The sequence below is a fragment of the Pseudodesulfovibrio aespoeensis Aspo-2 genome, assembly GCF_000176915.2.
In the GTDB taxonomy this organism is placed as follows: domain Bacteria; phylum Desulfobacterota; class Desulfovibrionia; order Desulfovibrionales; family Desulfovibrionaceae; genus Pseudodesulfovibrio; species Pseudodesulfovibrio aespoeensis.
The window spans coordinates 2,945,724-2,965,928 of the sequence record NC_014844.1; the positions used below are offsets into that span (position 1 = coordinate 2,945,724).

The window sequence follows — 20,205 nt, forward strand, 5'->3', positions numbered from 1 at the left end:
TACACCCGACCTGGAAAAACCAAGGACGGACGCCATGTTCAAGATTCGCCCGGTCTACGATGTCCGCCTGCCTGCGGATCAGGTCGCCGTGACCAGGGTGCAGGCCATCATGCACGAGCGGTTCCCCCTGCTCGACGCGACCGAGATAGCGCAGTTGCCCGACCTGATCGCCAACCCGTTTCTCAAGCGCTACCGCTCCATCCTCTTCGTGGCCGAGAACGGCAAGGCCGAGGTGCGCGGGTTTGCCCTGCTCTGCCATTTTCCGGACCTCGACTTCTGCTACCTCGACTTCATCTCGGTCAGCCTGCGCCACGGCGGGGGCGGCATCGGCTCGGCCCTGTACGAGCGCATCCGCGAGGAGGCCCTGGCCCTGGGCGACACCGTCCTGTTTTTCGAATGCCTGCCCGATGACCCGGCCCTGTGCCCGCAGCCCGACATCCTCAAGGAGAACAAGGCCCGGCTCGCCTTCTACGAACGATACGGCGCGCGTCCCATCACCGGCACGGCCTACGAGACCCCGCTCACTCCGGGCGGCGATTGCCCGCCCTACCTGGTGGTCGACCCTCTGGGCAGACGGCTCAAGCTGACGCGTGCCCGCATCCGGGCCATTGTCCGGGCCATCCTGACCCGCAAATACGGCGACATCTGCCCGGCGGAGTACACGGACATGGTGGTCGCCTCCTTCACCACCGGCGATCTCGCCCTGCGCCCGCCGCGGTATGCCGCGAGCGAGACCACAGCGCCCGCCACGACCATGAGCCGCGACCGGCGCATCGCCCTGGTGGTCAACGACCGCCACGACATCCACCATGTGCGCGAGCGCGGCTACGTGGAGGCACCGGTGCGCATCGCCAAGATATACAAGGAGCTGGAGCGCAGCGGCCTGTTCGATGAACTGGCCGTGCACCACTTTCCGGAATCGGTCATCACTGCCGTGCACGACAAGGGATACGTCGATTATTTCAGGCGGGTCTGCGCCGGGCTGCCTGCGAACAAGTCCATCTACCCCTATGTCTTTCCCATCCGCAACGCCGCCCGCCCGCCGCGCGAACTGCCGGTGCGCGCGGGCTACTACTGCATGGACACCTTCACCCCGCTCAACGGCAACGCCTGGAAGGCGGCCAAACGCGCCGTGGACTGCGGGCTGACCGCGGCCCAGGCCCTGACAGACGGTCGCAGACTCGCCTACGCCCTGGTGCGCCCGCCCGGCCACCATGCCGAGCGCAAGGCGTTCGGCGGGTTCTGCTACTTCAATACCGGCGCCGTGGCCGCCCACTGGCTCTCGCGGCTTGGCCGCGTGGCCGTGCTCGACATCGACTACCACCACGGCAACGGCACCCAGAACATCTTCTACAAGCGCGACGACGTGCTGACCCTGTCCATCCACGGCCACCCCCGGTTCGCCTATCCCTATTTCAGCGGCTTCACCGAAGAGACGGGCAAGGACCAGGGGTTGGGCTACAACCGCAACTTCCCCCTGCTCGAACGGGTGGACGGCGAAAAATACCGCAACACCCTGATCCGGGCGCTGGCCCTGGTCCGCGACTTCGACCCCACCTTTCTCGTCGTCTCCCTGGGGCTGGACCCGGCCAAGGGAGACCCCACGGGCACATGGAGCCTGACCGCCCGCGATTTCGCGGCCAACGGGCAGCTCATCGGCAGGCTCGGCCTGCGCACCCTGGTGGTCCAGGAGGGCGGCTACCTGATCCGCTCCCTGGGAATCAACGCCCGCAGCTTCTTCCAGGGGTTGCACACCGGCATGGCAAGGGACGCGGCCAAGGCCGCCCAGCGATAGACGGGCAAGGCGGTCTCCAGGGCTCCGCTCTTTTGCGATGGCAAGGTCAGGAAGGGGTTGAATTCGACTCTGGGGTCGCCTGGCCGCAACGCAGGTTCGTCCCCAGGACAGTCCACCCGTCCCCGGTACGTTCCAGCACATTCAGGCCGCAGTAATCCTGGTCGATGGAGAAGAGGGCCGACAGATCGAGGCCTGTGGCATGGCAGAGCAGCGCCCGGTTGAACCCGCCGTGGGCCACGGCCAGGATGTCGCCCGACAACGGTTCGAGCGAGTGGAGGAAGCGGACGGCGCGCGTCTGCACGTCGCCAAAACTCTCGCCTCCGGGCGTGCGGTATCCGGCCATGTCCGCGCCGCGCCGCTCGTACTCTCCGGGGTATTGGCGGCGCACCTCGTCCACGGTCAGTCCCTCCCAGTCCCCCAGGGCGATCTCGCGCAGCAGGGGCGTCGGTGTGGCCGTCAGTTGCCGCCCGGCCAGGACGAGCCGGGCCGTCTGCCGCGCGCGCTCAAGGTCGCTGCACACGACCGCGTCAAAAGACACCTGGGCAAGGGCTTGGCCCATGGCGCGGGCCTGAATGATTCCGTGGGCATCAAGCGCCACGTCGCGCTGCCCCAGAAAACGTCTGGGCGTCACCTGGGCCACCTGGCCGTGGCGCAGCAGATACAGCCTGATCCCTGATCCGGGGTGGAACTCAATAGGAAAATGGATACTTGCGCCCGTCCTTCTCGTAGCTCTTGCTCTTGTCGAAGTTGAAGGATTCAAGCTCCTGCTTTGGCCTGCACTTGGGCTTTCGAGCCAGATACAGGACTAGGGCCAGTCCGACCACGGCCAGACCAGCGGCGATATATATGTAGATGCTCACTTTATCTCCTTTGCTGAAACATCCGCCGCCCGCCCGGCACAGGGCCGGGCCGGGCGGCAAACGATAGTATCCTAGAACCTCTCCACCCAGTCGTCAACACGCACCGCTGCCACCTGGCGCAAAGACCGCCCGCACCATCCGGCCCGCTCCGCTTAATCGCGCAGGGTCTCTTGGCGCACGGCCTCGACGGTCATGCCCGGCCTCAGCGTGTAGGGTTTGCCGAATATCTCAACCGGCAGCGCCCTGTCGCCCTGGTGATAGGCGGTCATGTTGACCCTGTCATGGGTGATGCTGAGGTCGAACCAGACCTTGCGCCAGACAAAGCTCAGACGGACCTCGCCCCAGTGGGGCGGCAGGTCCGGGTCCACCTTCATGGGCGTGGACGACATGTTCAGCCCGGCAAAGTCCTGCTTGACCACCTCCAGGGTCCCGGCCATGACGCCGGTATGGATGCCCTCGATGGTGGTGCCGCCCTGGGTGTCCTCGATGTCGCTGTGCATAGCCTCCATGAACCAGTCCCAGGAGACCCCGCTCGGATGGATGTAGCGCGAGATGACCGCGTGCACCACCTTGGACAGGGTCGAGCCATGGCTGGTGCGTTGCTCGTAGTAGTCGTAGTTGTCGCGCAGCAGCCTGATGGGGTCGTCGATGCGGTGTCCCAGTTGGGTCAGAATGCGGGCCACCTCGTCCGGTTCGAGCACGTACCAGATCATGAGCGTGTCCGCCTGCTTGGCCACCTTGTAATTGTCGGGCGAGTCGTTCTCGGCCTTGAGGATGCGGTCCATGCGGTGGATGGAGTAGAACCGCTTGCGGTACCCCTCCCAATCCAGTTCCTTGAGGTCCATGTAGCCGTCGAACTGGCTGATGATGCCGTCCTTGGTCATGATCACGTTGAGCTTGGTGATCATGTCCTTCCACTTGGCCACCTCGCTCCCGGTCAGGCCGATCCTGGCGGTCACCGCATCGCGCACCTTTGGCGGCAGTGCATCAAGGGTTTCCAGCGCCTTTTCGAGCAGCCAGACCACCATGATGTTGGTGTAGGCATTGTCCCTGACGCCCGGCGTCGGGCTGCCCGGCAGCCTCTCGTGGAATTCGTCTGGACCCATGATGCCCTCGATGTGGTACCTGCCCGTGACCTCGTCGAAGCGGGCGATGCCGCCCCAGAAGCGGGCGATGTCGAGCATCATCTCGGCCCCGAATTTCCTGAGGAACGACGTGTCGCCGCTCCATTCGACATAGCGCCAGACATTGACGAACACGGCGATGGAAACGTGCCGCTGGCGGCGCGACAGGTCCGGGTCCCACTTCTTGGATTCCGGGTTGTAGTGGACCTCCTGGGTCTCCTCGGAGCCGTCGTCCGCAGTCTGCCACGGGAACATGGCCCCGACCTGCCCGTTTTCCCTGGCGTATGCCCTGGCCGCGTCGAGCCGGTTGTAGCGGTACATGAGCAGGGAGCGGGAGATTTCCGGATAGTTGGAATCAAAAAACGGCAGGATGTACAGCTCGTCCCAGAAGATGTGGCCCCGGTACGCCTCGCCGTGCAGGCCGCGGGCGGGCATGCCCGCGTCGCGGTCGACGTTGTGTGGGCTGGCCGTGACCAGCAGGTGGTAGATGTGCAGTCGCAGCACGCGCTGCACAAACCGGTCGCCCGTGACCCGGATGTCCGCCTTCTGCCACAGCCCCTTCCAACTCCTGGCGTGGGGGCCATGGACCCCGGCAAAGGTGCGCACACCGCGCAACCCGTCGAGGCACAGCTCCATGAGGTCGCCCGGCTCCTGGTCCAGCGAGGTGCGCACATAGACGAACTTCTCCAGGGTGTACCGGGTGTTCTCCATGGCGGACACGCACACTTCCTCGGATACCCTGGCCTCGTTCTGGACCACCTTGCGCTGCACGCGCAGGGGCTTGCCGTCTACGAGCACCACGCACTTGGCGGCCATGACCACCTGATAGCGCGAGTGGCTGGTCTCCATGTGCAGGAAGATACCGTCCGGGGTTTGGCCGCCGCCGATCCGACGCAGGTGGCGGGTGTTGAGCGAGGCGTAGCGGGCCACGCCATTGTTCTCGACATTGCCGTCGATGGACGAGCGCAGGGTGATGCGCGACGAGTAGTTGAGTGGCGTCAGGTCGAAACGCAGAGCGCACAGGTGGCAATCGGCCATGGACACGAGACGGCGCGAGGCGATGCGCGTGATCCGGCCCACCTGATCCTTGACCACCATGTCGCGCGACATGACCCCTGTGCGCATATCCAGCCTGTGGGAGTAGCTGAGAATCTCCATGGACAGCGGACTGACGAACTCGCCCTGGCCGATGCGGAACTCCACGGGCAGCCAGTTGGGGCAGTTGACCATGTCGTTGTTCCAGACATCGCGCCCCTGCACCTGGCTGGCGGTCTTGTTGAACACCCCGGAGATGTAGGTGCCGGGATAGAAATAGTAGGATGAGCACTCGCACTCGTAGGCCCCGCGCGTGCCGAGGTAGCCGTTGCCAACAGCGGTCAGGGTCTCGCGCAGCTTCTCGTCGCCGGGGTCAAACCCGGAGTAGGTCAGGTACCACTCGTCGCTGGCCATGCCCGTCTCGAACCAGTCGAAGAGGTCGTCGGCCGTGATCTCGCCGAGGTCGGAGACGACCTTGTCCGCGCCAAAGCGCAGCAGCAGCTCGCCCGGCGTGTTGCGGGCCACGCCCAGCGTCATGCCGAAATTGCCCGCGCGCCCGGCCTGGACCCCGGAGATGGCGTCCTCCACCACCACGCATTCGCCGGGATTGCAGCCAAGCTCCCTGGCTGCGGCGATGAATATGTCCGGCTCGGGCTTGCCCTTGAGGCCGCGCTCTTCCGAGACCACGCCGTCCACATGGGCGTCGAACAGGGTGTCGATCCCGGCCAGCTCAAGCACGAGCATGCAGTTGCGGCTGGAGGTGGCCACGGCCACACCCACCCCGCGCGTCTTGAGGGCATCGATCAGACGCACCGAGCTTGCAAAGACTTCCGGGCCTTCCTCGCGCAGGATTCTCTGGTACAGCTCGTTCTTGCGGTTGCCCACGGCGCAGATGGTGTCCGTGCCGGGCGAATCGTCCGGCTCGCCGGCAGGCAGCCGGATATTGCGCGATTTGAGGAAGCTCAGGACGCCCTCGAAGCGGGGCTTGCCATCCACGTGATTCTGGTAGTCCTTGGTCCGGTCAAACGGCTCGAAGGGGACGTTCTTCTCTTCGGAGTGGAGTTTGAGGAACTCGTTGAACGCGGTCTCCCATGCCTGGGCATGGACGCTTGCGGTTCGGGTGATCACGCCGTCAAGATCAAAAACGACGCCTTTGAGAGCAATTGCAGCCACAGTATCTCCTTGGTCTAGAATTGGTCCCCGGTCACGGAGACAGGGAGCCCATGATCGCCACCAGCATGTCCGGCTCCGGGACGATCACCGCGTTGGCGGTCAACCCTCTGACCCGCCGCGACAGCTCCTCATTTCGGGTGACGTAGATGGCCCTGGTGTCGGCGGCCATTTGCAGGGCGGCTTCGAGCATGGGCACGTCGCTACCCGTGTCGCCGCAGATGAGGTGCGGGCCGTGGACCATCTCCAGGTCCAGCTCGGAGCAGAGGTATTTGACCCCGTCGCCCTTGTCGAAATCCTTGAGCCCCGCGCCAGCGCTCTCAATGGTCAGGATGATCTCCACGTCAAGCCCGGTGTCCTCGATGCGCAGGAGCTTGTGGTCCGGGTCCAGCTCGCCCGCCAGCCCGCGCAGAACATCAAGAAAAGCCAGGGATTCGTCCGCGGGAATCGAGCCGCCGATGTCCTGGCGGGCCACGGTGGACTGGCCGAACTTGAACTGGAGCCCAGAGCCGATGAGCGAGAACTTCTCGTACTGCGGCTGCGCCACCAGGGCTGCCAGCCGCCGGTTGAGGGCGTCCATGGCCCGCTGCTTGTCCGGCGTGATGGGCAGGCGGCGCACCCGGCCCTCCAGGTCGAGGCACTCGCGCCCCTTGGACGCGGCGTAGTAGATGTGCCCCTCCGGGTTGACGCTGATCTCGATCAGACCCGCCAGGGGGGCCGAGGTCAGGATCACGGGCCGCTGCACCCGGCCCATGGCGAACCGGGACAGGAAAACCGCGTTGTAGACGGACTGGATCGAGGTCAGGTAGCGGGCACAATAGTTGTTGATGGTCCCGTCGCGGTCGGTGATCAGGCAGTTGAGATGCAGCCCGTCCAGCAGCTCCCGCCCGGCGGCCACATGATCCTCGAAGCCGGGATGCAGATCGGCCAGGAATTCGAGGAAGGTCTCCTCGCCCTCCTCCAGGAAGAAGAGGTCCTTGCGGGTCTCGTTGATCTCGTAGTCCATCTCCAGCCCGATGTCGCGCTCGCCGTCCAGGGAGAGCACCCGTCTGCCACCGGCCTTGGGCACGTCCTCCAGCGAGTTGAGGGCGTTCCTGAGGGAGGGGACGACATCCGGCGGCACCTCGTCGCCGCGCAGGATGGCGGCCACCGCCCTGGACCGCACCCGCCGGGTGGCGGCCATCAGCGCGTAGAACTCCTTGAGCGTGCCTGTCCTGGTCGGCGCGATCTTCAGCGTCTCAGGAACCGCCTGAACCTCATGCATGGCTGCCATCCTTCTAGTAGGTCACCTGGACGGTGTAGTTGACAACGGTCGGCTTGCCGTCGTGTGACGGCGGCACGGTCAGATCGAATTGCAGGCTTCCGGAATCGGGCGTGGTATAGGCCTGATCGGCTGCGGTCACGGTCCACTGGCCCGGATAGCCGTCAGTCAGGCTGATCGCCTGAGGCGCTTTCTTGCCGTTTTGCACCTCGATGCGCCACGTCATCTCCACGGAATTCTTGCCCAGCCTCGCAAAGCCGGTCTGGGTGCGCGTGACCGCCACGTCAAAGGAGCGGCCCAGGGTGAGCCTGATCTCGCCGCCACGACCCACATGGCCTACCTGGGACTCGCCCGCCAGGAGCAGCCGCTTGTCCGAGGCGGGCATGAAGACGCGCACCAACCCGGCGGGCATGGGCTTGCCAAGGCCATTTTTCTCGATGTTGTCCAGGCGCAGGGTCAGGTCCGCCGCCTGTTTGACCGGGCCGGACATCTGGCCGATCCCGGACTGGAAGCGGCTCGAAAGCTCCTGCGCAAGCGTTACGTTGGGAGCCGAGAAGAGACTGAGCTGAACCATGCCCGAACCGGGCAGGTCCACCGGCTGCTCCACGGTGTAGACGTGGTATTCGGAAAACGACTCCTCCACCGGCTGTGCTGCCGAGTCCATGCCTTCGTTCATGGCCCTGGTCATCATCAGCCCCTTGGCCATCCGGGGGGCCGGAGCCTGGCGCACATCGCCCGCCACCAGCTTGAGGGCCGCCCCGCTGTGGCTGTAGCCCGACTGGTTTTCCAGCGTGGCCCAGGCGTCCAGGGAGCCGGAGTCACCAGAAGGCCCCACGGTCAAAGTATAGTCCGCCCGCCAGGTGAGCCCGCCCATAAGGTAGGTCAGGCGCACGTCCTGCTTGCCTGCGTTCTCGTTCTCGGTGAGCAGAGCCAGGGTCGGCTCCCGGGTCAGGTCCGCTGGCAGTTCGGGGAGGAGCAGGGCCTCGTAGCTGCCCACATAGACCTCGTCGCCCACCAGAAATATCGGCGCGCCCTCGTTCGAGAGCAGGGTCGCCTTGCGCAAGGTCCGGGCCGTGGCGTCCGCCGGGTCCGGCAGGATCACGGTCAGCTCGCGGCCCACATAACGGTCGAGCAGGCTCTGCACCGTGATGGGCTGCGAGGCGTACTCCAGGCCGAGGACGCGCATGCCCGGTGCCGAGGCGCGCACAGAGCCGGGCTCCAGGGTGGCGGGGACATCCTTGAACACGACCCTGGCCGGTCCCTTGGGCAGGGTCACGCTGCGCGTTTCCTCCACCAGGGCACGGCCAGAATTGTACACGGCCAATGCGGCCCCGGTGGTTCCGGCCCCGTGCGAGACTGCGGGCAGCGCCAGAGGCAGAGCAAGAGACAGGACTAGGGCAAAGAAATTAAAAGTGTTTGATTTCGACATATTACGTTCTTCTCCATCTTGAGTAAACACGGTTGTCTTGCGAAAATTGAGATGCACTCTACCTGCAAACTACATTGCCGCGCCGGGATTTGCAAAATTTTTACTCCAATTCTCTGTCACTGTGCCGGAAAGGCCTGACCAGCCCGCTCCGTTTCGTCGCAGAATCGAAGTCTGGAACACTCGCCATGGACAATGATTTCTGTTACTCCGGGTTCAGCCATGAAAATACTCATCGTCGATGACTGCACGGCTTCGGTGTCATCCATGAAGGAAGTTCTCGCCAACGCGGGATACACCACGACCATAGCCGTGTCGCATTTCGAGCAGGCCATGGCCGTGCTCTCGGCCTCTGCCGAGACCGATGCCTCTGTGGACCTCGTCATCATCGGCGTGGACATGCCGGGTATCGGCGGCATCGGCGCCGTGCTGACCATCAAGTCCCACCGCGCCTACGAGGACATCCCGGTCATCGTGGTCACCGAGCACAACGACGAAGCGATCCTGGACCAGGCCTTTGCCGCCGGAGCCTCGGACTACATCGTCAAGCCGGTGAGCGCCATCGAGCTGCGGGCGCGGGTGCGCTCGGCCCTGCAACTGCGGCGCGAGATGGTCAAACGCCTGCTGCGCGAGCGCGAGCTGGAGCGGCTGGCCCGCAAGCTGGAGCGCATGTCCAACCTGGACAGCCTGACCGGGCTGGCCAACCGCCGCTGCTTTGACGACACCCTGGTCAAGGAATGGGTGCGCAATGGCCGCGCCGACGCCCACCTGGGGCTGATCATGATCGACATCGACCACTTCAAGCACTACAACGACGCCCTTGGGCACGTTGACGGCGATACCTGTCTGCGCCGCGTGGCCGAGGCCATCAAGGGGGTGGTCCATCGCCCAGGCGACATGGTGGCCCGCTACGGCGGCGAGGAATTCGCCGTCATCCTGCCGGGCACGGACTACACCGGGGCCATGGCCGTGGCCGACAACATCCACGCCAGCGTGGCCCAAACCAGCATCGAGCATCCCGACTCCGCTGTCAGTTGCGTGGTCACCGTATCCATCGGCGTATCCTCGGGCATCCCCACCTGCGGTTCCACCCCGGAGCAACTGATCCAGGCCGCTGACCGCGCCCTGTACGAGGCCAAGGAGGCAGGCCGCAACCGCACCCGCAGCACCTGCCTGCCCGGCCCGGAAGACCTCCGCCAGTAACGCGCCCCCAAGATCAACCCTGGCCCGGTGTAGAACGGACTGGCCGCTCTCCCTGCCCTTTCCCCCCGCCAGCCCCGGCATGCCCAGGCCACCCACGCGCACCAAAGCACCGCAACCCCACGCACACCCCCGCAGCAGCCTCCCCCGGCGCACCGAGACAGAACCCGCCATGCAGGCAAGCCAACACGGGAAAGGCCGAAAACGAGGAAAGCATGGACCGACCGCATCGGGGAATGCGTCCGGCCCATGCTCAACAGGGATGGGGATGGCGGAGGAGTGTCCGGGGAAACGGACGCCGCCTTGGGAAGTATGGTTTGAAAACTCCGCCGCGACTAGCGCAGGAAGTGGATGGACAGGTACGACCCGCAGCAGGGGCAGACCTTGACCGGCGACTCGGCGCAGTCGCCCTTGAGAATGACCGCCTCCCAGGGAATGTACCCGTCGAGGGTGTACTGGACCTTCAGCTTGTGACCGCACTTGCAAAAACGTTCCTGCATGGCTCTTCTCCTTGATCAGCGTCTGGCGCGATTTCGTTGCCTTCATGGCAACGTGAGTCCTTGATAGACAAACCAAGTCACCGTGTCAAGTAATAATCTACATTTGTATCATAAAAATTTACACTCTTTCTCAACAGGTGAACAACGCCCGCTCTCGTGAACCGCCCGCCACACAACAGGCGCACACGCCTGCGGGAATAACCCACGGGATATGAATACTAAAAGCAAGCCCGAATGGATGGGAGACAATGAAAGAGCGCGGAACAGTGGGAGAGACACAAGGCGCAGGCCCGAAACACAGCTCACCACGGGTGAGCCTGGAGCGTGGGCCCGGAGCGTGGGTCTGGACGGTTTCTCCCCCCGGCCAGACGCGCCGGAGGGGCGGATGCTAGCGGTATTCCCGCGAGGTCCAGAGGATCTTGCCGATGACGCGGACGTTGTTCAGCTCGTCGCCGGAGAGGTGGATGGGCGAATAGTCCATGTTGTCGCTGCGCAGGACCAGGATGCCGGGCAAGCGCTCCACGCGCTTGACCATGACCGTGTCCTCCACGCCCACGGCGTAGATGGAGCCTGAGAGGATGTCGCAGCGGGCCTGATCGATGAGGACCATGTCGCCCTCCTTGATCTCCGGCTCCATGGAGTTGCCCACCACCTCCATCAGGACCATGTTGGCCGGGTTGCCACGCGAGCGCAGCCAGTCGGACCGGAAAGAGTAATACCCCTCCACCTGCCCCTCGGTCTCAAAGGAACCGCCCCCGGCGCAGAGCCGGGCGCGGACCTTGGGAATCTCGTGGTAGGGGGTGTCTGCCGGGTCGCAGGCGGCCTCTGCGCGCACGGCCCCCTTGCCCTTCTCCAACCAGAGCGGGTTGAGGCCGAACCGGGCCGACAAATCAAGAATCCATCGGGGTGGCACGGTTCCCTTGCGCTTGGACAGGGACACGGCTGCCCGACCCACCTCCAACTCGCGGGCGAGCTGGGATTGGCTGGCGATGTCCGTCTCGGAACAGAGCCTTGCGAAGAATGCGTCAAAGTCGTTGCTCATCATTGCGCCTTGGTTCATAAGGTGTTGCTCCAATGACAAGCTGTTTATCAACGATATACGAACTAGTCAACAAAAACTTGCACCCCTGTGTAGCCGCTCAGATGAGGTCCTTGTAGTCCTTGGCCGAGTCGGCGATGGATTTGAGGGTGAAGCTCAGTTCCAGCCGCTCCAGGCTCGCCTCCTCCAGCACCACCTCCACGGACTGGCCGAGCTTGAACGCCTGCCCGGTGCGCTCTCCCACCAGCATCTCGCGCTGGGGCCAGTAGGTGTAGTAGTCGTCGTCCATGGACGAGAGGCGGACCATGCCCTCGGCCATGACCTCGCGCAGCTCCACATAGAACCCGTAGTCCGTGATGTGCGAGATGACGCCGCCGTATGTGCCGCCCACCTTGTCGCGCATGAACAGGACCATGACCCGCTTGTGGATCTCGCGCTCGGCGTCCATGGCCGCGCGCTCGCGGCCCGAGAGATGCCCGGCCACGTTGAAGAGCTTCTTGCGGCCCGGAATGGCCATGGACGGCTGGCTCTCGTCCTTGGCGGCCAGTGCGCCCTTGACCAGCCTGTGGACCACGAGGTCCGCATAGCGGCGGATGGGCGAGGTGAAGTGGCAGTATTCGTCCGAGGCAAGGCCGAAATGGCCCTCGTTGTCGGGCGAGTACTTGGCCTGCTTCATGGAGCGCAGGAGCATGCGGTTGACCACGTATTCCTTGTCCGTGCCCTTTTGCGAGGCGATGAGCAGTTGCAGGGCGCGCGGGGTTATCTCCTTGGGCATGACCACGCTCGGATCGGTCTGGCCCAGGAGGCGGAAGAGATTCTTGAGCCGCTCCTCGTCCGCCGGGGGATGGATGCGGAACAGGCAGGGCAGCTCGCGCTCGGTGAGGAACCGGGCCACGGCCTCGTTAGCCGCGATCATGAACTCCTCGATGAGCTGATGGCCGAAGTGGCGGATTCTGGGCCGGATGTCCTTGGTGTCGCCATGCACGTCAAAGAGGATCTCAGGCTCGGGCAGATCAAAGTCGAGGCTGCCGCGCCGGGTGCGCAGACCGTTGATCTTGCGGGCCAGCTCCACGGCCAGCTCCAGCATGGACAGGACCGGTGCGAGCGCGGCCCGCTCCTCTGCCTCGCCATCGAGCACGCCGCGCTTGATCTGGCCGTAGGTCAGCCGCGCCTGGCTCCTGATGACCGCAGGGAACACCTCGGTCCGCCGGGTCACGCCCTGGGGATCGGCCTCCATGCGGGCGACCATGACCAGCCGGTTGACATCGGGGTTGAGCGAGCACAGGCCGTTTGAGAGCCGCTCCGGGAACATGGGCTCCACGGATTGGGGGAAATAATAGGAATTGCCGCGCTCCAGGGCCTCGCGGTCGAGCGGTGTGCCCTCGTGCACATAGTGGGCCACGTCGGCGATGGCCACCCAGAGGACGTACCCATTGCCCGCGCGCTCCACCAGGATGGCGTCGTCGAAATCGCGCGCCGTGGCCCCGTCGATGGTCACGAACTGGCGGCGAGTGAGATCACGCCGACCGGCCAGATCCTTGCCCGACGGCTCCTGCGGCATCCCCTCAGCCTGGGACAGCGCCCCGGACGGGAAGCGCAGCCGGATATTGTGGTTGGACTTGACCAGGGCCTCCTGCACCGAGATGTCCGTCTCGGGACCGAGGTAGGCCGTGATCTGCCCTTCCCACATGGTCGGGTCGATGCGCTCGCCGGGCGCGCACAGGGCGATGTCGCCGGGACGCACCTCGATGGTCTCGTCGGCCAGCCCGGCGATGATGCCGAACCCCAGGCGCGGGTCCGTGGGGCGGCAGAGCCACTCGCCGCCGCGCATGCGCTTGTGGATCTTGACCGGCAGCACCTTGCGCCCGCGTTCCAGGACGCGGACCACTCGGCCCTCGTTGTTGCGGTCGCCCTTGTTCTCGCGGACGATGGCGGCCACCACCTTGTCGCCGTGCCAGGCATCGCCGATATCGCGCTGGTTGATGAAGACATCCCGCCGCCGCGAATCCTCGGGCACCACGAAGCCGAAGCCGCCGCGCTGGATTTCGAGCCGCCCGGTGATGCAGTGCATGGCCTCGGCCAGCCCGTAGCCGCGCCGGATGCGGATGAGCTTGCCCTGCTCCACCAGCTCGTGCAGCATCTCCTTGACCGCGCTCTTCTCCTTTTTCTTGAGCTTGAGCTGGCGGATGACCTCGGCCCCGGACATGGGCCTGCGCACCTCCTTGAACACCCTGAGCACGGTTGCCGGGGACAGGGGCGGAGTGGCGGGACCGGGGCCGGACTGTTTGCGCCTATTCTTTGCCATGGGTCTGCTCCTCGCTTTGGGTGTCGGACTGGTCGGCCTGCATCGGCTCCATATCTTCGAGGCTGTCGGTGCGGCGCAGGTTGAAGGCGTCGAAACGGCGGCTCCACCAGACGTTGAACGGCTTTCCCGACCCCAGGATGGACGGGCCGAAATCCAGGCGCAGGTCGAACTGCCAGAATTCCTCGGAACACATGGGGCCGAGCTTGACCGCGTCCTTGGGCGTGCACAGGATCGCCTCGCAACCCAGGCGGCTGGCCGCAGCCTGCATGGCCAGCACGTCGGCCTTGGTAAAGGCGTGGTGATCGCGAAAAACCAGATGCCGGGCCGGGGGATAGCCGAAAAACCGCGCCGCCGTGCGCCTGACCTGCTCCGGGTCGCCCACGCCCGTGACCAGCAGATAGGCCCCGCCGCCGAACCCGGCCTCGGCATTGCCGTGCAGCACATGGCGCACGCCGGTCGGGCGAATCTGAAAGCTGAACACGGGCTTGCGGAACCGCTCCAGCCGCTCTTTGATGAACGGGGTGAGCCGGGCGAAATTCTCAGGCCCGATCTTGATCATGAAGGCGTCGGCCCGCTTCAGGGCAGAGACTGGCTCCCGCCACGATCCGGCGGGGATGACCCGGTTCCACTGCCCGGCCAAGTCATCGGGCCGCAGCAGCACGAGATCGAGGTGGCGCTTGACCGCCAGATGCTGGAAGCCGTCGTCCAGCACCACCAGTCCGGGGTGGAACTGCTGCATGGCCCAGCGCCCGGCGCGGGTGCGCACCGGGTCCACCACCACCCTGGCCTTGGGATGCATGGTGGCGAGCATGAGCGGCTCATCGCCCGCCTCCTCGGCCAGCGCGCCCGGCTTGACCAGATAGGGATAGGTCACGGGCCGGGCCTTGTAGCCGCGCGTGAGCAGCAGCGCCTCCAGGCCCCGGCTCTCGGCCCAGCCGAGCAGCCAGCCGGCCACCGGGGTCTTGCCCGTGCCGCCCCAGCCGATGTTGCCCACTGAAACAGTGAGCGCGCCCGGCTCCCACGAGGGAAGCAGGCCGCGCCCGTAAAGCCCCGCCCGCATCCGCATCCCCGCTCCGTAGGCCCAGGAAAAGGGCGTCAGTATCGGGGAGAGGGACCGTTGCAGCGCGTCTATGGAATGTGACATCGCAAAAAGGGGAGGCCTTCCGGCCTCCCCGAACGCGCTATCTGCGGTCGCCCATGAGCCGGAGCAGCATGAGGAAGAGGTTGATGAAGTCGAGATACAGGGTCAGGGCGCCCAGGATGGTGCCGCGACGGATGGCCGCGGTGTCTCCCACCGGGACGTTCTCGCCCATGGTCTTGAGCTTCTGCGTGTCGTAGGCGGTCAGGCCGAGGAAGATGATCACGCCGATGACCGAGATGGCAAACGCCATGGCCGAGCTCTGCATGAACATGTTCACCACCATGGCGATGATGATGCCGATGAGGCCCATGAAGAGCAGGCTGCCCCAGCTGGTCAGGTCTTTTTTGGTCAGCAGGCCGTAGGCGGACATGGCCCCGAACATGCCTGCGGAGATGAAGAAGGTGGAGGCCACGGACTCTGCGGTATAGGCCAGCAGGATGGGCGTCAGGGTCAGTCCGTTCAGGCCGCTGTAAAGCATGAACAGGCCGGTGGCCGTAGCCGGGTTCATGGTCGAGATGCGGGCGCTGAGGTAGAAGACGATGCCCAGCTCGGCAAAGAGCAGAATGAAGACCAGGGTGGACATGCTCGCCGTGCCGGTGGCAGGGTCCACCACAAAGAACATCTGCATGAGGGCCTGGGAGTTGATTACGATGTACGACACGAGGGCGGTCAGGGCGAGGCCGCCGCTCATCCACCCGTACACGCCGCGCATGAAAGCATTGACGACCTCGGTTTTCGCCATCTGGCCGGATGCGCTGGGATATTGACTCATGAATATTCCTCCAAGTTTTGTTCTCTGGTTCTGGGTCGGAACAGTGCCGACATTGATATCAATTAATCAGCTTTTCCGCACGAGGCAAGTGAAAGCGGTTTTCTGCACATAAATAATTTGACGCACTGTCGGAATAGGGCAGTATGAAATGGATAGAACTCTTACGCGCAGGAGCGGCCCGTCATGGCGTCCAGGCATTGCAATATCGCCAAAGTGCATGTTGCCGGCGACAAATCCGTCTTTCTCCCTGTTTCCGGCTCGGACAAGCCGGACATATCCCCCATGGTCCTCGCCAAATGGCAGGGCCTGGCCGATCTGGCGGCCAAGTCCATCGGCGTCGCGGCAGGGCTGATCATGCGCCTGCACCCGGAGGATATTGAAGTCTGTACAGCCAGTGCCGCCCAGGACATCTACAAGTCAGAGGACAGGGAACGCCTCGGTCTTGGACTGTACTGCGAGACTGTGGTCGGCACCCGCGACATCCTGAACATTCCCGACGCCCTGGCCGACGAACAGTGGAAGAGCAACCCGGACATCCGGCGGGGCATGGTCGCCTACCTGGGCATGCCCCTCAAGTGGCCCGACGGAGAGATATTCGGCACCATCTGCGTGCTTGGCAGGGAAGCGCATCCCTTTTTGGACCTGCATATCGAGATACTGGCCCACCTGCGCATGGCCGTGGAGACCGACCTGCACATGCTCTCGGAGCGGCAGCGGCTGGAGCGGCTGTGCCATGAGAAGGACCTGGCCCTGCGCGAGGCGCACCACCGGATCATGAACCACCTGCACATGCTCTCCGGCCTGATCCAGCTCGGAGTCTATGGCGAGCCGTCCACTGCGGAGGAAATAGCCGCCCTGCTCGGCGACCTGACGGACCGCATCCGGGCCATTGCCATGCTCCATTCGCACATCGCCTCGGCAGAAGGGGCGCAGGTGCCGATCAGCGACTTCATCGAGACCATCGCCGTGACCACCATCGACACCCTTGCCAGCAAGGACATCGACCTGAAGCTGGACCTCGCGCCCATGGCCGTGAACCGCCGCACGTTCTTTCATCTGGGGCTCTTGGTCAGCGAGCTGATCACCAACGCCATCAAACACGCCTTTGCCGAGACCTCGCGTCCGGAGATTCACGTCACCCTCAGGAACATCGACGAGAACGCCTTCTCCCTCCAGATCCGCGACAACGGTCCGGGACTGCCCGCAGGCCTCATCCCCGAGGAATGCACCTCCATAGGCATGATGCTCATCAGCGACCTGCCCGTCCAGATGGGCGGTAGCCACTCCATCCGTACCGACCACGGCGCGGTCTTCGATTTCACGCTGGAAAAGCGGGCCGGGGAACCGGACCCGCCACTGGAGCAGGACAAGCCAAAGCAGGCTTAGCCGCGCGGGAAGCGGGCCTCGGCCTCCCTGATGGAGATGACGGCCATGCCCACCGGGGCCAGGGTGATGGCCGCCAGCTTGAGGTGCTGCCACCCCCACGGGATGCCGATGATGGTCACGAAGCAGCCCAGGGCCGAAATAACATGGCCCAGGCACAGCCACCACCCGGCAAAGACGAACCAGAGAACATTGCCGATGATGCCCCACTCCGAGGTGCCGATATCCCTGCGCCCGGTCAGGATATCGCGCCGGATAAGGGTGCGACCAAAGGGGACCAGGGCGAACCCGGCGATGACAAAGGCCGAGCGCGCCCAGGGCAGCCCGATGATGGACACGGCCATCAGGCACCCGGCCAGGAGCCAGCCCAGCGCCATGAACACCCCGCCCATCACGAACCAGATCACATTGCCGAGAAATGAGAGCATGCCGCCTCCGTCATATCATGAAGAGCTGTCAGCCCGTAAAATCGTTGATCCAGCGCAGCAGGGTGATGCCCACCAGGAGGCCGCCTTCGAGCCGGGTGATACGCCAGCCGGTGCGCAGCATGACCAGCACCAGCCCGACCATGACCACCAGGACGATGAGTCCTGACCCGGCCTCTGGCGACACGGGCAGGGGCTTGAGCAGGCAGGTCAGCCCGAGCACACCGGCGAAATTGAAGAAATCCGAGCCGATGAGATTGCCGAGCAGCATCTCGTTCTTGCCCTTGACCGAGGCGGCGAGGCAGGTGACCAACTCGGGCAGGCTCGTGCCCGCGGCCACGATGGTCACGCCGATGACCCACGACGACACGCCCAGGTCCGTGGCAATGGAGGTAGCTGCCGTGACCATCAGGTGGCCGCCGCCGGAAATGGCCGCAAAGCCGAGCGCGAGCATGAGCCAGTCGCGCCAGGACGCGGCGCGTCCCTTGATCTCCTCAAGCTCTGCCTCGCCCGGCGACTCGCGCTTCACGCCGAGATAGACGAGGTAGCAGACCAGCAGGCCCACCAGCACCGCGCCAAAGACCCTGCCCATCTCCCCGGTGAAGGAGACAGCCAGGATGCCCGCCGTGGTCAGGAAGAGCAGCAGCCCGTCGCGGTAGACAATGGTCCTGGTCGTCACCAGCGGCCTGATCATGGCCATCAGGCCGAGGATGAAGCCGAGGTTGAAGATGTTGGAGCCGACCACGTTGGACAGGGAGATGTCGTTGTGGCCGCGAAAGGCGGCGTTCACCGTGACCAGGAACTCCGGGGCCGAGGTGCCCATGGCCACGATGGTCAGGCCGATGACCAGCTCCGAGACATTGAACTTGCGCGCGATGAGCGCCGCCGAGGTGACGATCCAGCTGGCCCCGAACCAGAGCAGGGCGGCAGACACGGCAAAGGTGAGAAAATCTATCAGCATGAGTCAATCCTATGGCAGATGACGGGGCGGGGCAAGGGCTACTTGCCACCCGCTGCCTGCGTTTTCTTCCACTCCCGGACAATCTCCGGCCTGGGCTCGGCCCAAGGCAGCGCGGTTTCACGCGAGGGCGCGACTTCGATCGTGTCGACGGCGCCGGCGCGGCGCACGGTGACGCGCACCAGCTGGCCCGTGGTCTCGAAATGGCGGCGCGCCCGGGTGGCGTAGGAGGCGACCAGGGAGGCCGCGTCGCGCACCGCCTCGGCGGACCATTCGCCCGCCAGGGGACGGGCCACGGCCAGGGGGCCGGGGAACTCCGCGAGCTTGAACACGTAATCGTCCGGGCCAAGGCACGCCTCAAGCTCGACGTTGTCCTCGGCAGTGCGGCCAAAGGCGAGCCAGTGCGGCCCGGCCCAGTATTGCCTGCCAGCGCGGGCAAGGCGAAAATCCACCGGCTCGGGGCGCGGGCGGTACAGGAGCAGCTGGACAAACCGGGCCGCGCCCTGGACCTCGGTCAGGCAGCACCCTCCTGCCGGGGTGGGGATCTCGGTGAAGCCGTAGCGCTCGGCCAGTTCGTACTGGGGCCTGCGTCCCCGGCCCCGCCAGTCGAGCAGCCGGGCGCGGTCCACCAGCCCGGATTCCTCCATGGGCGTAGGCGGCAGGTTGCGGGCGCACAGGGGCCGCAGGAGCAGATCGCGCACCCCGGCCCGCTTGGTGATGACGTTGAGGGCGTCGGCGCGCTGGCTCATGGGCCGCTGGCCGAGCACCTCGCCGGACACGAGGAAGGCGGCGCCGTATGCGGGCATCAGCTCCACGGCCCGACCAAGCATGGCGATCTTGCAATCGATGCACGGGTTGAGCCACTTGCCGAACCCCTGGGACGGGCCGGACAGGAGCATGTCCACATAGCGGTCACTGATGTCCACCGCCTCGACCTCAATTCCGTAATGATCCCGCCAGAAGGGAATCAGGTGCGCCTTGCCGAAAAAGGGCGTCATGAAGTGCAGGCCGAGTACGGCAAGACCCTGGTCCATGACCGTGCGCATGGCCAGGATGGAGTCCAGCCCGCCGGAGAGCAGCGCAAGGGCGTCGTATTTCCTGTTCATGGGTGCGACCCTTATTGGAGAATCGGGCCGAGGTCAAAGGGATACCGCATCGGCCAAAACGGCCAAGAAGTATCTTTTTGTGGTAACATCCCTCAATTGCGCGTAGCGAACATGGGAACTGCAGTTTTCGGCCTAGGAGACCATCCATGACCAAAATCAACTGGAACGACGAACTCAGCGTCAATGTCCCGGCCATTGACAACCAGCACAAGGAGCTCATCAGGATAGCGAATGTGCTCATCAACGCCGTCTCCCTCGGACGCGATGATCGTGTGGTGGGGGACGTCATCAGAAAGCTCCGCGACTACACCGTGTTCCACTTCAGCAGCGAAGAAACTCTCATGCAGGACATCCGCTACCCCAAGCGGGCCGAGCACGAGGCGGAACACAGAAGACTCAAGCAGAGCGTCAAAAACTACCAGCGGGTTCTCTACAAGAAAGAATCCATCACCCCCCACGAGGTTCTCGACTTCCTGAAGGAGTGGCTCCTGACGCACATCCTGACATTTGACCGCGAACTCGCGCGATTCATCCATGCCCAGGAAGCCGCCAAGGCATTGGCCGAGGAGCAGGCCCAGGCCATAAAGGGCATGACGCCTCCCAACGGCCCCGCGCCGGACTCGCCCAGCTCCGAGTCTTCGCCACCCGTAGACGCAATTCCCAGCCGTGGGGACTCATCTGAAACGTAGTACGCTATAAAAACTG

At 64.6% G+C, this 20,205-nt stretch carries 17 protein-coding genes; 4 read left to right on the forward strand and 13 right to left on the reverse strand.

The genetic code is table 11. The features are described 5' to 3' along the window. Positions 1–34 precede the first annotated feature (34 nt). Positions 35–1,795, forward strand: coding sequence for a histone deacetylase family protein (locus DAES_RS13640; RefSeq protein ID WP_013515619.1), 1,761 nt, complete (start codon positions 35–37; stop codon positions 1,793–1,795). A 46-nt stretch (positions 1,796–1,841) separates the two neighbouring features. Here the strand turns inward: DAES_RS13640 and DAES_RS13645 are convergent, their stop codons facing one another. The 5 genes from DAES_RS13645 to DAES_RS13660 all read right to left on the reverse strand — a co-directional run bounded on the left by DAES_RS13645 (position 1,842) and on the right by DAES_RS13660 (position 8,674). Then, positions 1,842–2,501 carry a histidine phosphatase family protein gene (locus DAES_RS13645; protein WP_322785288.1) on the reverse strand — a complete coding sequence of 220 codons (660 nt, stop codon included), beginning with the start codon at positions 2,499–2,501 and terminating at the stop codon, positions 1,842–1,844. Further along, positions 2,485–2,655: a hypothetical protein gene (locus tag DAES_RS17680; RefSeq protein WP_013515621.1), complete on the reverse strand. Its 171-nt coding sequence runs from the start codon at positions 2,653–2,655 to the stop codon at positions 2,485–2,487. Before DAES_RS17680 ends, DAES_RS13645 begins: the two co-directional genes overlap by 17 nt. A 152-nt stretch (positions 2,656–2,807) precedes the next feature. Further along, positions 2,808–5,987 (reverse strand): beta-phosphoglucomutase family hydrolase, encoded by a 3,180-nt coding sequence (locus DAES_RS13650; protein WP_013515622.1) that lies wholly within the window; start codon positions 5,985–5,987, stop codon positions 2,808–2,810. 31 nt (positions 5,988–6,018) lie between these two features. Continuing rightward, complete coding sequence (locus tag DAES_RS13655) at positions 6,019–7,248, reverse strand: hypothetical protein (RefSeq protein WP_013515623.1); 1,230 nt, start codon at positions 7,246–7,248, stop codon at positions 6,019–6,021. Between the two features lie 13 nt (positions 7,249–7,261). Continuing rightward, entirely contained in the window at positions 7,262–8,674 is a 1,413-nt protein-coding gene (locus DAES_RS13660; RefSeq protein WP_013515624.1) for a DUF4139 domain-containing protein, read from the reverse strand. 219 nt (positions 8,675–8,893) lie between these two features. Here DAES_RS13660 and DAES_RS13665 point away from each other — a divergent pair, with 219 nt between their 5' ends. Then, on the forward strand, positions 8,894–9,874 hold the full coding sequence (locus tag DAES_RS13665) for a GGDEF domain-containing response regulator (RefSeq protein ID WP_013515625.1): 981 nt from the start codon (positions 8,894–8,896) through the stop codon (positions 9,872–9,874). A 332-nt stretch (positions 9,875–10,206) separates the two neighbouring features. On the opposite strand, the gene DAES_RS17820 is transcribed toward DAES_RS13665, so the two are convergent. From DAES_RS17820 to DAES_RS13685, 5 genes are all read right to left on the reverse strand, one after another. Then, a complete protein-coding gene (locus DAES_RS17820) occupies positions 10,207–10,371 on the reverse strand; it encodes a hypothetical protein (protein WP_013515626.1) in 165 nt (54 codons plus the stop codon). A gap of 388 nt (positions 10,372–10,759) precedes the next feature. After that, the gene (locus DAES_RS13670; protein WP_013515627.1) at positions 10,760–11,431 is read right to left on the reverse strand and encodes a LexA family transcriptional regulator; all 672 of its coding nucleotides are present in this window, start codon (positions 11,429–11,431) and stop codon (positions 10,760–10,762) included. A 79-nt stretch (positions 11,432–11,510) separates the two neighbouring features. Continuing rightward, complete coding sequence (gene rnr / locus DAES_RS13675) at positions 11,511–13,715, reverse strand: ribonuclease R (protein ID WP_013515628.1); 2,205 nt, start codon at positions 13,713–13,715, stop codon at positions 11,511–11,513. After that, positions 13,702–14,859, reverse strand: coding sequence for a tetraacyldisaccharide 4'-kinase (gene lpxK, locus DAES_RS13680; protein ID WP_013515629.1), 1,158 nt, complete (start codon positions 14,857–14,859; stop codon positions 13,702–13,704). Before lpxK ends, rnr begins: the two co-directional genes overlap by 14 nt. Positions 14,860–14,896: 37 nt before the next feature. Further along, positions 14,897–15,628 (reverse strand): Bax inhibitor-1/YccA family protein, encoded by a 732-nt coding sequence (locus tag DAES_RS13685; RefSeq protein WP_013515630.1) that lies wholly within the window; start codon positions 15,626–15,628, stop codon positions 14,897–14,899. 183 nt (positions 15,629–15,811) lie between these two features. On the opposite strand from DAES_RS13685, the gene DAES_RS17040 reads away from it, so the two are divergent. After that, positions 15,812–17,014 (forward strand): sensor histidine kinase, encoded by a 1,203-nt coding sequence (locus tag DAES_RS17040; protein WP_013515631.1) that lies wholly within the window; start codon positions 15,812–15,814, stop codon positions 17,012–17,014. Here the strand turns inward: DAES_RS17040 and DAES_RS13695 are convergent. Genes DAES_RS13695 through DAES_RS13705 form a run of 3 tightly spaced genes read right to left on the reverse strand, consistent with a single transcriptional unit; the run spans position 17,011 to position 19,500 of the window. Next, complete coding sequence (locus tag DAES_RS13695; protein ID WP_013515632.1) at positions 17,011–17,439, reverse strand: YccF domain-containing protein; 429 nt, start codon at positions 17,437–17,439, stop codon at positions 17,011–17,013. The two genes, DAES_RS17040 and DAES_RS13695, sit on opposite strands and share 4 nt — an antisense overlap. Positions 17,440–17,467: 28 nt before the next feature. After that, a complete protein-coding gene (locus DAES_RS13700) occupies positions 17,468–18,397 on the reverse strand; it encodes a calcium/sodium antiporter (RefSeq protein ID WP_013515633.1) in 930 nt (309 codons plus the stop codon). A 38-nt stretch (positions 18,398–18,435) separates the two neighbouring features. Continuing rightward, positions 18,436–19,500, reverse strand: a complete 1,065-nt coding sequence (locus DAES_RS13705; protein WP_013515634.1) for a hypothetical protein — start codon at positions 19,498–19,500, stop codon at positions 18,436–18,438. Positions 19,501–19,646: 146 nt separating this feature from the next. Between DAES_RS13705 and DAES_RS13710 the strand changes: the two genes are divergently transcribed. Further along, complete coding sequence (locus DAES_RS13710; RefSeq protein WP_013515635.1) at positions 19,647–20,189, forward strand: bacteriohemerythrin; 543 nt, start codon at positions 19,647–19,649, stop codon at positions 20,187–20,189. Positions 20,190–20,205 lie beyond the last annotated feature (16 nt).

Bases quoted from the DNA above. Each gene is read 5' to 3' on its own strand.
- DAES_RS13640 (WP_013515619.1), top strand. From the start codon at position 35: ATGTTCAAGATTCGCCCGGTCTACGATGTCCGCCTGCCTGCGGATCAG.
- DAES_RS13655 (WP_013515623.1), bottom strand. From the start codon at position 7,248: ATGCATGAGGTTCAGGCGGTTCCTGAGACGCTGAAGATCGCGCCGACC.
- DAES_RS13660 (WP_013515624.1), bottom strand. From the start codon at position 8,674: ATGTCGAAATCAAACACTTTTAATTTCTTTGCCCTAGTCCTGTCTCTT.
- DAES_RS13665 (WP_013515625.1), top strand. From the start codon at position 8,894: ATGAAAATACTCATCGTCGATGACTGCACGGCTTCGGTGTCATCCATG.
- DAES_RS17820 (WP_013515626.1), bottom strand. From the start codon at position 10,371: ATGCAGGAACGTTTTTGCAAGTGCGGTCACAAGCTGAAGGTCCAGTAC.
- DAES_RS13670 (WP_013515627.1), bottom strand. From the start codon at position 11,431: ATGAACCAAGGCGCAATGATGAGCAACGACTTTGACGCATTCTTCGCA.
- rnr (WP_013515628.1), bottom strand. From the start codon at position 13,715: ATGGCAAAGAATAGGCGCAAACAGTCCGGCCCCGGTCCCGCCACTCCG.
- lpxK (WP_013515629.1), bottom strand. From the start codon at position 14,859: ATGTCACATTCCATAGACGCGCTGCAACGGTCCCTCTCCCCGATACTG.
- DAES_RS13685 (WP_013515630.1), bottom strand. From the start codon at position 15,628: ATGAGTCAATATCCCAGCGCATCCGGCCAGATGGCGAAAACCGAGGTC.
- DAES_RS17040 (WP_013515631.1), top strand. From the start codon at position 15,812: ATGGCGTCCAGGCATTGCAATATCGCCAAAGTGCATGTTGCCGGCGAC.
- DAES_RS13695 (WP_013515632.1), bottom strand. From the start codon at position 17,439: ATGCTCTCATTTCTCGGCAATGTGATCTGGTTCGTGATGGGCGGGGTG.
- DAES_RS13700 (WP_013515633.1), bottom strand. From the start codon at position 18,397: ATGCTGATAGATTTTCTCACCTTTGCCGTGTCTGCCGCCCTGCTCTGG.
- DAES_RS13705 (WP_013515634.1), bottom strand. From the start codon at position 19,500: ATGAACAGGAAATACGACGCCCTTGCGCTGCTCTCCGGCGGGCTGGAC.
- DAES_RS13710 (WP_013515635.1), top strand. From the start codon at position 19,647: ATGACCAAAATCAACTGGAACGACGAACTCAGCGTCAATGTCCCGGCC.